The organism is Paenibacillus sp. AN1007, assembly GCF_040702995.1.
Classification (GTDB): domain Bacteria; phylum Bacillota; class Bacilli; order Paenibacillales; family Paenibacillaceae; genus Paenibacillus.
The window spans coordinates 134,854-147,521 of record NZ_CP159992.1; the positions used below are offsets into that span (position 1 = coordinate 134,854).

Here is a 12,668-nt window from a genome sequence, read left to right on the forward strand (position 1 = left end):
ATGATATTTTTACATAGGGGACGGGTATGCGGATGTAAGTGGAATTTACTAAATATGATCCAGCAAATTCATATAATACTGTCTCAGTGATTCCTTCAACGTGAGAGGCTCGATAATCTGAATGGACTTGCCGTAACCGGCGAGGTAGTTCACGATAAAATCCAGTTCATGAGGTTCGTAAGTTCCGACGAGCAGAGGGTCCCCATCCTGCTCTTCAAGCCGCATGGACGGGTAGTGATTTTGTTGAAACAGCTCTATACCGGCTTCATTTAACCTGCATCGAAACGAAACCGCAGCTTCAGATGCTTTCCATAAGGAATGTAAATGTCCACTTTGTAAGTGGGCAAGATGGCTGACAGGTGCCGTATCTGTTAGTGCAGCCGATGCCATTCGATCACAGCGAAATACACGGTAAGCTTTCTTTTCCAGATCATACGCATGACAATACCAATATCCTCTACTAGCGTACAGCTCAAGGGGCTGTATGATACGGGTGCTGATGTTTGTTCTGAACATGGGTCCAGCGCCCTCTTTTTGCAGCTCATCCTGCACAAAACTATTGATTTGGGGATGTTCTGCGTTCTCATGAGCAGCCTCTTTGTTCCCGAATGGAACGATGGCTCTGCTCGGCTTCGCGTTCGTGTTTTGGTCAGGATACGTAATCTGAATCACTTCCTGCTGCACCGCAGCTTTCAATAGAAGCTCCAGATGGGAACTGTCTTTGATCTGTTCGGTATGTTTAAAGGTGACAAGTCGCTGTATATTAACAATATTCTCCCGCTGCCGATCTGATAGTGCCGCCATGAATTTCTCATGGACAGAATGAAATGTCGTCTGAAAAGGCAGGCTGGAGAAGCTGCGCAGGGCCTGCATGGCAAAATACAAGGCATGAAGCTCATCCGTATTAAAAGAAATCGGAGGCAGCTGCATCTGCTGAAGCAGCCGATATCCGCCATAACGTCCATATTCCACATAGATGGGTGCTCCCATCTCTTCCAAAGAAGCGATATCCCGTAAAGCGGTTCGTTTGGATATATGAAACTCCTGCATCAGGTCCGTCAGGGTGAAGTGCTGTTTCTGATTAATGAAGCGAAGCATATGATGTAAACGTTCTGTTTTATTCAAGCGGGTTGACCTCATTTTTGTTCAATTATATTTAAGGTGCCATGTAATGGCACCTTTATTCGTTATAGTCATAAGTGTAAGGCAAACGAATGAAGGAGGCAAACGATATGAATGTTGAAGTAATTCCTTTTCTCTCAATGAATGGAGAAGCAGCGGAAGCTATTGCGTTTTACGAAAAGACTCTGGGGGCAAAGGTATTGTTCCGAAAAAGCTACAAAGAAATGAAGCAGATGAGCCCAAGCTTCACGTACCCTGCAGGACAGGATGATTACATTACACATTCCGTGCTGGAGATTGGAGCGAACAAAATCATGATTGCCGAGGAAGCGATGGATGCGGAAAGACCTTGGGAGCTGGGGAACAGCACTTCGCTGTGCATTCAATCTCAGGATCAAGAGCAGATGGATGGACTGTACGAAGCACTATCGCGGCATGCAGGAGTGAAGGTGCTGGTACCTTATGAACGGAATGAATTCAGTCCGGGGTATGGTATTGTGCGTGATCCATTTGGGGTTGTACTCCAGCTATGTGTAACGGTACATGATTTTTGATCATTGAGTTATTGAATTCCGTGTGAATGCCTGTATATAAGGTTGAAATTTTCTACGGAAGAGTAAGTCATGATGTTCATGATTTACTCTTTTTTCTTCTATTCTCCCACAGATCGTGAATTATGTTCCAGCAAGGAGCATGTAAATAGTGTAAGATCAAGCCCAAAGCCTATAGTGTCAGAAAATGAAAGCTTTATGTAATAAAAAAATATATATAATTATTTCTCTGTTATATGTGATTTTAGTGATCCAAAAGTCCCGAATTCGGGTATCAATACTAGAGTCAAGCGCAGGGGAACTGTTTAAAACGAATCCCTCTGCCCTTAGGCTTATCAAGCGTAAAACATATCGACTACCGGAAGGATTGTGGGGGATTTAGATGTCTTTATTGGAGGCTGGACGGCAAGAACAGGTTACGGACGAACTGATGGTCAAAGCGATGGAGAAAAGCTTGTCAATTATTCGTTTCGACTTAAATCGCAGGGTTACATACGTGAACGATGTATTCGCTTCAACGATGGGGTACTCCAAGGAAGAAATGTACGGGATGCAGCATCGACAATTATGTTTTGGAAAATTTGCAGATAGTCCGGCGTACGAGGCGTTCTGGAGAAGTATTTTTAACGGGAAAAGTTTTCAGGATAAGGTGGAACGCAAGGATTCTAAAGGCCAATCGGTTTGGCTTGAAGCTACATATATGCCCGTGTTCGATGAGTCAGGTCGGAAAATATTGGGGGTCTGCAAGATGGCAACCAATATTACGGATCGTCAAAATAACATTACAACCGTTGTTCAGGAATTGAAGACATTGTCTCAAGAATTGAATGAGCAGGCTGGGGCGGGGATCGAACGAAGCCATGAATTGATGTCCAGCATTTCTTATATCTCGGAAGTGTCGGCAGCTAATCAGTTCACTTTAAGTCATCTGCAGGAACAAGCCGGTTCGATTCAGGGTGTGGTACGAACGATTCGAGAAATTTCTTCTCAAACCCAGCTCCTTGCGCTGAATGCTGCGATTGAGGCTGCACATGCGGGGGAGTTCGGACGTGGATTCGATATTGTGGCAAAGGAAGTACGCAAGTTGTCTGCCATGGTGGAAAATTCAATCAATGAGATTCGTGACAGTGTGGCGGGCATTACCAAAGAGATCACCAATATTACGAGTGGCACAAAAAAGGTTGAAGACTATCTGCAGCAGAGTCATGAGAGAATTGAGATTGCATTAAATGATTTTAAAACCATCTCGACCGCAGCTCATCAGCTTGATGATAAGGCACAGCATGTGACTCGGATTGTGTAAGTGAAAAGAATACGGCTCCGAATCTAGTGCGTGTCTTGAAACCCGCTGAAGTGCATCGTTTACCCCCTTTTCGCCCCCTGCTGCGTCACTTTCCCTTGACGTGCCACCGGCACGCCTGCGGTAAACTTCTTAGCATGGAACAAAAATTCGGCAAAATGGGCTTCCTTCAGCGTTTTCAGACACAACCTAGAACGATTCTGAATGTATTGCAGGATCGTTTTTTTTGTTGTGTCAAAAGATTACTCTCTCATCGGGATTTTCGCAATGCAGCTGGTAAGAAAGCGTTCCACTGCATAACCTGCCAAAATAACGGGAATTTTTACAGGCAAACAGGACACAATAATCCGGAATCCGGAAATACCTGTGGTTTGATTTTGCAGAGAAGGAGGACGGGAGTATGTGGTCAACCATTTTATCTTATATACCGAAGTGGACCATATGGGCACAGGCATTCATGGTATTTATTGTACCGGTTATCATGGTGGTGATTATAAACTGGGTTAATACCGCAATCAAGCGGGGCAGCTTCTCTCGCAAAAGAAAAATGGTTACCTCCCCGAAGGATATCTCACCGGCTGAAGCGGGCTTGGGCTTAGGAACGGAGACCGGGCATTATGCCAATATCAAGCTAACCGGAACATACACGACGGATGTAATTACGGTTCGAGAGACTTTTGGGAAAAATGCAGATGTACATATTCGGGAATTTAGGATCCGGGGAACCAATACGAGAGCGGCAATCATGTTTACAGAAGGGCTGACGGATACGGACCTGCTTGACAGCTATTTAATCAAACCTTTAATGATTGACGGGATACCTGAACTGAAGCAGGAAAGTTTTACGCACCCTGAACAAGCAGATTTCCTGTCCGCATATCTGAAAAATCAAATCCTTCCTGTCAGCGAGATTCAAGAGACAGAATCTCTTCAGGAGGTTGCTTTAGGTGTACTGTTGGGGAAAAATGCTCTATTAATCGACGGCATGCCGGGAGCAATGCTGATTGGAACCTCCAGATTAAAAACCCGCAGTGTTGGTGAACCGTTATCGGAAGGGCTGTTGCGCGGGCCGCGGATTAGTTTTACGGAGGAACTGAGTGACAATACGGGGATTTTACGCCGCTATGGCAGTGATCAGAGTCTGTTTATCGAAAAACTTGAAGTGGGCAGCCGCATCAAGAAGGACTTGGCTGTTGCTTATATTCAGGATATTGCTGATCCCAAACTCGTAGCCGAGGTTCTGAAACGTGTAAAGAGCATCGATATGGATATGATGCTGGAGTCAGGTTACGTAGAACAGCTGATTGAGGATGATACACTGAGTCCTTTCCAGCAAGTACTGAATACAGAAAGACCTGACCGGGTTATCGGTGCTCTGCTTGAAGGACGAGTGGCTATTTTGCTGGACGGAACACCGTTTGCACTCGTTGTACCGGTAACATTCAGCATGCTTCTCCAATCTCCGGAAGACTACTATGAACGCTGGATACCAAGCTCTTTCCTTCGTGTTCTGCGTTTTATGGCGGCCATGTTAGCTTTGCTTGCCCCGGCGCTCTATATCTCCTTCATTTCGTTCCATCCGGGTCTAATTCCGACGAAATTGGTACTGACGATTATTGAAACACGATCCGGGGTGCCTTTCCCTTCCTTAATCGAGGCTTTAATTATGGAGCTGTCAATTGAGATTTTAAGAGAAGCCGGCATTCGTCTGCCCAAACCGATCGCACCTGCGATGGGCATTGTGGGTGGTCTGATTATCGGTCAAGCTGCCGTGCAGGCAGGTATTATCAGTCAGTTTTTGGTTATTGTTGTAGCTGTCACAGCTATTTCATCCTTCACCATTCCCGTGTACAGCGCAGGGTTAACCCTGCGGCTGCTTCGCTTTGCTGCGATGTTTAGCGCTGCTGTACTGGGATTGTACGGTGTCGTCATGTTCTTCCTGCTGGTGTGTACACATCTAGCCCGACTATCCAGCTTCGGGGTGCCTTACATCGCGCCAGCTGTTCCATATCATTTAAGCGATTGGAAGGATTTTGTCATACGTGCCCCGCTTAACATGATGAGAAGACGTCCTGACATGATGAACCCAATTGATGAAGACCGGAAGGAATAGTTGTATTTGCGAAGGTTTGGTGTGCAGTGCAGTTCCCAGCGCTTTGATACAGTTTAAGTTCGATACAGTTCGCAGAAGGTCTGGAGGTGTTATTGCAGTGAATGACTCCCAAGTTAAAATCAGCACCACACAGGCGGTAGTTATTATCGTCAATTACATGCTTGGTGCAGGCATATTGACGCTGCCGCGAACAACCAGCAAAGCGGTTGGGACACCGGACGTCTGGATCTCCATCATTCTTTCGGGGCTTATTATTACGGGTGTTGGTATGATTTTGGTGACTTTATGCCGAAGATTTCCGGGAAAAACAGTGTTCCAATTCACTCGTGAAATCACGGGCCGCTGGATTGGTTACATCTTTGGCTGTGTCACCATTCTGTATTTTATGGTGATTGCAGCCTTCGAAATCCGGGTGATGGCTGATGTTACCGGAATGTATCTATTGGAACGTACACCTACCTGGGCCATTGTAATGGTGTTTATGTGGATTGGCATCTATCTGATCTCCGGAGGACTTGCGGTCATTGTGCGTGTGTTCGAGGTCATTTTGCCGATTACCTTGGTTATCTTTGTCATGGAAATTTTACTAAGCAATCAGCTGTTTGAAATCAGTAATCTGAGACCCATCCTTGGCGAAGGATTCATGCCTGTCATTAAAGGACTGAAACCTTCACTGCTTTCGTATACAGGTTACGAAGTGATGCTGGTCATTACGGCATACATGCAGAACCCGAAAAAAAGCAATAAGGCGATGACATGGGGGCTGGGGATATCTACAGCGATCTATCTAATCACGGTAGTTATGGTCGTCGGCAGTCTGTCCCTCGACGGGATTAAAACGAGAACTTGGCCGACACTGGATTTGGTTCGTAGTTTCGAGATTCAAGGGTTGATTTTTGAACGCTTTGAGTCGTTACTGCTGGTTATATGGATTTTGCAGATTTTCTCTACCTTTGCCATCACGCACTACTGTGCTTCGGTGGGAATTCGTGATCTGTTCAAAGCTAAAAAGATGCGCACCATTATGTACGTACTTCTGCCGTTCATCTATTTGGCAGCCATGATACCTAAAAATGTATATGAAACCTTTGCACTTGGTGACATGCTGGGCAATGTGTCTGTCGTGTTGTTTGCTATTATGCCCCTGGTACTGCTGCTGCTGAGCATTATTCGCAAAAAAGGAGGTAAACAAGCATGATCTCACTCCGTATGTGGCTGCGTATCATCTCGGCATTATTAATTCTCAGTCTGATCTCGGGATGCTGGAGCAGCCGGGAGATTGAAGAGTTGAGTCTGTATGTCGGTCTCGGAATTGATGTTGGAGAGGAAACCGAATTTGAAAAGATTATATCCGCTCAGGGAGGACGCTATCCCAAAGAAGACAATGTCACGGCAACCGTTCAGATTGCTCCAGGGAAATCCAGCGGTCAGCAGAGTGAACAGGGAGGTTCACCTTCAGCGGGGAAATCCTCTTACTCCAACGAACGACTTACGGGGGACTCCATGCTTCAGATTTTTCGTCAATTTTCCCTGCGTAGAGATCGTCCGCTTATTGGACATCATCTGAAAGTGATCGTCATCTCCAAGGATATCGCTAAAAAATTCGGGTTGAAACAGCTGCTTGATTTTGTGCTCCGGGATAACGATATTCGCCCAAACTGTCTTGTGCTGATCAGTCATCAACGAGCATTGGATGTACTCACATCGAGAGATCCTTCCCGGATTCCAGCCTTCTATCTCACGGGAATTATGAACAACTCCTATATATCCAATAAAATATTGGAGCCTGTTTCCCTTGCCAAACTGGATGCACAGATGCAGTCCGGGTCCAGCTTCCTGCTGCAAAATGTACTCAATGCAGAGGGAGAGGATAAGTTTTCCGGGGGCAGCATATTTGCAGCTAAAACAACGAAATTTGTGGGAGAGCTCAGCCAAACCGATCTTGAGGCTTTGTCATGGATTATTCCCGATCAACACGGAGGTCTCATAAAGACATACAGTAAAGAAGGCTTCACGATTCTTTATGAGATTAAGAAAAAAAAGATAAAAATCATTCCAAAGGTGGTCGGAGGCGACATATCGTTCCACGTCAAGGCAGAGTCCGAAGGCTGGTTAATGGAGGACTGGCGTGCTCCTGAAAAAGAAGAGAAGGGAGCTTATTTGAAGGAACTGGAAAAGGATTTTGCCAAGATCGTGGACCAACAGATTGACCAGATGCTTTACAAACTCCAGCATACCTATAAGGCTGACGTTGCCGGTTTTCGGGACAGCATCCGCATCCATTACCCCAAAACATGGAAGAAGGTTAAAGACAACTGGGATGAGGTGTTTGCGACAGTGCCCATTACGTATGAGATCAAAACGAGTGTGGTGAACCCGGGATCTTCTACAGAATAATTTGATGCATGTATGACTGTACGGAGATGCTGGTATTTAAATGTTGACACATCAGGCGTCAATCGATATAGTTATACAAAATCATTTTCTTATCCAGAGAGGTGGAGGGACTGGCCCTTAGAAACCTCAGCAGCAGATCTGAAGGATACTGTGCTAATTCCAGCGGGTGAAAGCCTGATAGATAGGAGCGTTTGTTTTTATTTGTCAGCAGCGGCGCACTCTTCGGAAAGAGTGGGTCTTTTTTGTTTGTTCTGGATGAAGAAGCAGGGAGCAGGTCATATGGAGAACAGCAGCGATAAAGGTCAATTTCAGCGAAAAATGAAAACAAGGCATGTGGTCATGCTCTCCCTTGGCGGCGTCATCGGAACTGGGCTGTTCCTCAGCTCGGGGTATACCATTCAACAGGCCGGACCCCTTGGAACGATTCTGTCTTATCTGATTGGCGCATTGGTGGTCTATCTGGTGATGCTCTGCCTTGGCGAACTGTCAGTTCATATGCCCGAGACAGGAGCATTCCACAGTTATGCAGCCAAATATATCGGACCAGCTACAGGGTATACTGTGGCATGGCTTTACTGGCTCACCTGGACCGTGGCGCTGGGTTCGGAATTCACAGCCGCCGGGCTGCTTATGCAGCGCTGGTTTCCGTCCGTGAACGTCTGGATCTGGAGTGCACTGTTTGCCTTGATGATATTCCTGTTTAATGCGTTCACGGTCAAACTTTTTGCAGAATCGGAATTCTGGTTCTCCCTGGTAAAGGTGATGACGATTATCATCTTTATTATTCTTGGCGGGGCCGCCATGTTTGGTATCATTCCCATGGCGGATGCTGCACCGGCTCCGTTCTTCTCTAACATTACCGCATCAGGGTGGTTTCCCCATGGCGCGACTGCAATTCTGATGACGATGCTGGCTGTCAATTTTGCCTTCTCGGGTACGGAACTGATTGGAATCGCCGCAGGTGAGACGGAAAATCCGGAAAAAACGATTCCGAAAGCCATCCATACCACGTTGTGGCGCCTGATCATTTTCTTTATCGGGACCATTGTCATACTGTCTGCATTACTGCCGATGTCGGATGCGAGTGTGCTGGAAAGTCCATTTGTGGCTGTCATGGAGCGGGTTGGTGTCCCGTATGCGGCGGACATTATGAATTTTGTCATTTTAACAGCAATTCTGTCAGCGGCCAACTCGGGACTGTATGCTTCCTCACGGATGCTCTGGTCACTGGCAGATAAAAAGACGATTTCTCCATGGTTTGCCCGCCTGACGAAAAGCGGAGTACCGTTCAATGCGCTTGTGCTCAGCATGGCTGGCGGCGCCTTGGCTTTACTGTCCAGCATCATTGCACCCGGGACGGTCTATATTACACTTGTCTCCATCTCGGGTCTTGCGGTAGTGGCGGTGTGGATGAGCATCAGCGCATCCCAGTACATGTTCCGCAGACAGTACCTTCGGGAAGGGCATGACGTGAAAAATCTCGTTTACCGCACGCCGCTGTATCCCATAGTACCTGTCGTTTCATTTTTGTTGTGTCTGGCTTCTTGTATAGGTATAGCTTTTGATCCGACGCAGCGGATTGCTCTGTACTGTGGTATCCCATTTATTATTTTATGTTATATCGTGTATTATTGGACGGATCGTACGAAGAAGAAAAGAGGGCTGACTTCATGAATCAATCACAATCACAACAACAAACGGATTCCATAAATGGCATACAGCAAATTCTGAACGAATATCCGGTCATGATTCTGGATGGTGCGCTGGCAACGGAGCTTGAACAGCATGGTTGTGATCTGGATGACCCGCTGTGGTCTGCACGTGTGCTGCTGGAGAACCCGGATGTCATCGTGCAGGTGCATGCTGATTATTTCCGTGCTGGAGCAGATTGTGCAATCACCTCCAGTTATCAGGCATCCGTAGAAGGTTTCCGCAAGCGCGGAATCGAAGAGCGACCTGCACTGGACCTGATTCGCAAAACGGTAGAGCTGGCTGCCCAGGCGAGAGATGAGATGTGGGCAGAAGTACAGGCCAGTGGAGCGGGCACCCGGCGTCCGAAGCCGATCGTTGCCGGTTCTGTTGGCCCTTACGGTGCCTATCTGGCGGATGGTTCGGAGTATGTGGGACATTATGGCGTATCGGATGAAACGTTGGCGGCATTCCATCGTCCGCGCATGGCAGCGCTGATTGAAGCGGGAGCAGACATCTTGGCCTTTGAGACCATCCCTTCACTACAGGAAGCACGGGTGCTGGTCGAACTGCTTAAAGAGTTCCCGGATGCGTATGCCTGGCTTTCTTTTTCCTTAAAAGATGGAACAAGCATCAGCGAAGGAACACCGCTTGAGGTATGTGCACAAACCTTCGGCTCCGAGCCGCAGATTGCGGCAATCGGCCTGAATTGCGCTCCGATGGAAGTGGTCACGGAAGCCGTCGGTATACTGCATCGTGCCAGCGATAAACCTGTGATCATATACCCGAATTCGGGTGAGATTTACGATGCTGAGACGAAAACATGGAGCGGCCAGGGTTCCTGCAGCAGTATGAAAGATTCATCTGAGGCATGGGTTGAGGCAGGTGCCCGAATAATTGGAGGATGCTGCCGTACCACACCGCATCAGATTGGCGAACTCGCGAAAAAGTGGCGGGGCCAAGGCTAGGGATAAGATAAGAATTAGGAATTTGCCGTACAGGGCGAGCAGAAGGATATGAATATAGATAAGAACAGAAACAGCCCTTCCTATCTGGTGTGATAGGCAAGGGCTGTTTTAGGTTGTTATTCAATCACTAACATACGTGGGGATGCCCGGCGAATTTCTTTCGAAGCCAGCCAGCATCCAACTGCTGCCGCAAATATACTTAAAGAGGCAAACAGCAGGATACCCCACCCATTCAGGACCAAGGGGATTTGTACGATACCGTATCCTGAGAGAACTTTTTCAAGTAACAGGGGAAGAAGATACAAGGCTGCAATAACACCAAACATCGAACCGATCAGGGATAACAATGCGACTCCCAGCGTAATAGAAGAACGAATACTTCCGGATGTCATGCCTATCGATTTGTAGATGCCATACGTCTTGTTTTCTTTGCGAATGCTGATCCGGCAGGTAATGAAGATGATCATAAACGTAACCAGGATGAACAGAAGACCCATTAGTGCCATAGGATATAGAAGAATATTTGCAGCTTCCTTATAAACGGAATCATCCAGCAGTGCTTTTTGCGTGACAATGGATACAGCGTCTTTGAACCGTTCATTTAGCTGGGCAGCAACCACTCCTGCTTGAGAAGGATCAACGACATTAATGAAGGCAGCATCTACATCTTCGTACCCCGGATTTATGCTTCGGACTGCTTGAACGTTGATTCTCCCGGATATGGACATGTTGGCAATCGCTTGATAGATGCCCGAGATCATAAATGTACGCTTTTTCCCCTCAATGTAGAGATCAACAAGATCTCCCAAATCCTTTTTTAACATCCTGGCGGCACTGACCCCGAGTGCAATCTCATTTTCACGTTCGGGGTTGCTGCCTTTCAACGTCTCGAAGCCAAGATCTTCATAGCTTCCATCTAATACACCTAAACTAAGACTGATGGACGGATTGACTGTTATGCTCGCAGCAACGTCTGAGGGGATAACTCCGGTAATGTTTCCCTGCCAGCCAACATTTTGGATGCGTGGATCTTCTTCCAGTGCGCTCTGCAGTGCTGCTCTTGAAAACATCGTTTTGTCTACAACAACACCGGCAATATTGGCGTTGTCATATCCCCATTTGGCTGCCGTCTGGTCGATCCCGGTAATGCTGGTTAGGACTAGATATCCGAAGACAAGCACGGAGGCGGCTGCTGATGTCAGAAGGACCATCAAGACAGAGCTCTTGCTATTTTTGATCAGACTGCGTACTCCGATAACGAAAGAGACAGGCAGCTTTCCAAATGAAGCTGCATTTGCAAGCGGTGAATTCATACGTTGGGTCATACGTGCGTAGTCGATCTCGGACATGCCGTAGCGAATAGCCTGAACCGGCTCAATCATTCGATTTTTTTGCACATACAACATAACGAATATAATCACCAGAAGGAACAAGAGTAATCCTACAAACACAGCTGCACCAATACCCTCAACCGGAACATGACCATGATTGGTCCGTAGGGACGATGCCGAGATGTTAATGATGAATTTGGAAAGGAACACACTCAGCATGAGCCCGGGAATAACAGCGATGAAGGACAGCAGGGCATATTGAATAAGATAGGTGCTCATAATTCCTCGGGAAGTTAGTCCCAGTGATTTGAGGACACCTGTTGTTTGGTAGTTGGCCAGAATCGCGTCGGAAATTGTGAAACCAATCGTAATAAGCGCAATCATCATCATGAGTGCCCCCAAAAAAATCATGATGAAACCGATAATTTGGTTGATAATTAGATAAAAGGATGAAATACTTTCAAATTCCATGGTGGTTTCCAGAAACGGAGCACCCGTCTCTTTACTATAACGATCCCAGTAGCTGGAACGGCTGCTGTACTCGTCAAAATGAATGCCCATCATATGCTGTTCTTTGCCTGCAAACCCGGTAAAATCATGTTGGTAATCACTGCTATTCATCCATATTCTTGCCGTGTTGCTAAACGGAGCGCCATAAGGAATATCGACAACAACAGCCGATACTTTGCGGCTTAGTACAGCAGCCCCCGTTTTGAATTGAACGGTATCACCGACAGCAATGTTATAGCTGTGTGCCATCGAGGCAGGAATCCATACACTTCCTTGTGCGGGAGAGGCGCTTTCTTGTCCAGCGGTAAATACGAGTTGATCTGCATTCCACGGAGGCGGCGGAGTGTTCATCATGAATAAGTAAATGTTGGAAATATCTATACCGTCCAGAGTTATTCCCGACAAAATGCGATAAGTATGCAGTGGCGAGACCTGGACACCGTTCTGAGCAGTCCACCAGTCATACACCTTCTGAGGATCATTCAGCCCTTTTTCAAATGTCAAAACCTGATGTGCCCCGTTCGTTCGGCTGTGCATCTCCTTGAACTGATAACCCGTGTTAGCCAAAATGATGACAGCAGTACACACAAGAAATGTGGACAGCAGTATAAGAAGAGTAATAAACAGGTTTTGAATTTTATTTTTAATTAGATAAGACAAACCCAGCTTCAGTATGGCAGTCATCGG

General features: G+C 46.7%; 9 protein-coding genes and 1 riboswitch. Of the genes, 7 read left to right on the forward strand and 2 right to left on the reverse strand.

The features are described 5' to 3' along the window. Nucleotides 1-48: 48 nt before the first annotated feature. Nucleotides 49-1,125 carry a YafY family protein gene (locus ABXS70_RS00585; protein ID WP_342552934.1) on the reverse strand — a complete coding sequence of 359 codons (1,077 nt, stop codon included), beginning with the start codon at nucleotides 1,123-1,125 and terminating at the stop codon, nucleotides 49-51. A 107-nt stretch (nucleotides 1,126-1,232) separates the two neighbouring features. Between ABXS70_RS00585 and ABXS70_RS00590 the strand changes: the two genes are divergently transcribed. From ABXS70_RS00590 to mmuM, 7 genes are all read left to right on the forward strand, one after another. Then, complete coding sequence (locus ABXS70_RS00590; protein ID WP_342552933.1) at nucleotides 1,233-1,676, forward strand: VOC family protein; 444 nt, start codon at nucleotides 1,233-1,235, stop codon at nucleotides 1,674-1,676. A gap of 379 nt (nucleotides 1,677-2,055) precedes the next feature. Next, the gene (locus ABXS70_RS00595) at nucleotides 2,056-2,976 is read left to right on the forward strand and encodes a methyl-accepting chemotaxis protein (protein WP_342552932.1); all 921 of its coding nucleotides are present in this window, start codon (nucleotides 2,056-2,058) and stop codon (nucleotides 2,974-2,976) included. Nucleotides 2,977-3,373: 397 nt separating this feature from the next. Beyond that, complete coding sequence (locus tag ABXS70_RS00600) at nucleotides 3,374-5,086, forward strand: spore germination protein (RefSeq protein ID WP_342552931.1); 1,713 nt, start codon at nucleotides 3,374-3,376, stop codon at nucleotides 5,084-5,086. A gap of 97 nt (nucleotides 5,087-5,183) precedes the next feature. Then, the gene (locus ABXS70_RS00605) at nucleotides 5,184-6,284 is read left to right on the forward strand and encodes a spore germination protein (protein ID WP_342552930.1); all 1,101 of its coding nucleotides are present in this window, start codon (nucleotides 5,184-5,186) and stop codon (nucleotides 6,282-6,284) included. Next, a complete protein-coding gene (locus tag ABXS70_RS00610) occupies nucleotides 6,281-7,483 on the forward strand; it encodes a Ger(x)C family spore germination protein (RefSeq protein WP_342552929.1) in 1,203 nt (400 codons plus the stop codon). Before ABXS70_RS00605 ends, ABXS70_RS00610 begins: the two co-directional genes overlap by 4 nt. An 86-nt stretch (nucleotides 7,484-7,569) precedes the next feature. Further along, nucleotides 7,570-7,671: riboswitch (SAM riboswitch) on the forward strand. A 91-nt stretch (nucleotides 7,672-7,762) separates the two neighbouring features. Continuing rightward, complete coding sequence (mmuP, locus tag ABXS70_RS00615; RefSeq protein WP_342552928.1) at nucleotides 7,763-9,157, forward strand: S-methylmethionine permease; 1,395 nt, start codon at nucleotides 7,763-7,765, stop codon at nucleotides 9,155-9,157. Beyond that, nucleotides 9,154-10,140, forward strand: a complete 987-nt coding sequence (gene mmuM, locus ABXS70_RS00620) for a homocysteine S-methyltransferase (protein WP_366293188.1) — start codon at nucleotides 9,154-9,156, stop codon at nucleotides 10,138-10,140. Before mmuP ends, mmuM begins: the two co-directional genes overlap by 4 nt. Before the next feature lie 116 nt (nucleotides 10,141-10,256). Here the strand turns inward: mmuM and ABXS70_RS00625 are convergent, their stop codons facing one another. Next, a complete protein-coding gene (locus tag ABXS70_RS00625; protein ID WP_366293191.1) occupies nucleotides 10,257-12,665 on the reverse strand; it encodes an FtsX-like permease family protein in 2,409 nt (802 codons plus the stop codon). Nucleotides 12,666-12,668 lie beyond the last annotated feature (3 nt).

Bases quoted from the DNA above. Each gene is read 5' to 3' on its own strand.
- ABXS70_RS00625 (WP_366293191.1), bottom strand. From the start codon at position 12,665: ATGACTGCCATACTGAAGCTGGGTTTGTCTTATCTAATTAAAAATAAA.
- ABXS70_RS00600 (WP_342552931.1), top strand. From the start codon at position 3,374: ATGTGGTCAACCATTTTATCTTATATACCGAAGTGGACCATATGGGCA.
- mmuM (WP_366293188.1), top strand. From the start codon at position 9,154: ATGAATCAATCACAATCACAACAACAAACGGATTCCATAAATGGCATA.
- mmuP (WP_342552928.1), top strand. From the start codon at position 7,763: ATGGAGAACAGCAGCGATAAAGGTCAATTTCAGCGAAAAATGAAAACA.
- ABXS70_RS00590 (WP_342552933.1), top strand. From the start codon at position 1,233: ATGAATGTTGAAGTAATTCCTTTTCTCTCAATGAATGGAGAAGCAGCG.
- ABXS70_RS00610 (WP_342552929.1), top strand. From the start codon at position 6,281: ATGATCTCACTCCGTATGTGGCTGCGTATCATCTCGGCATTATTAATT.
- ABXS70_RS00595 (WP_342552932.1), top strand. From the start codon at position 2,056: ATGTCTTTATTGGAGGCTGGACGGCAAGAACAGGTTACGGACGAACTG.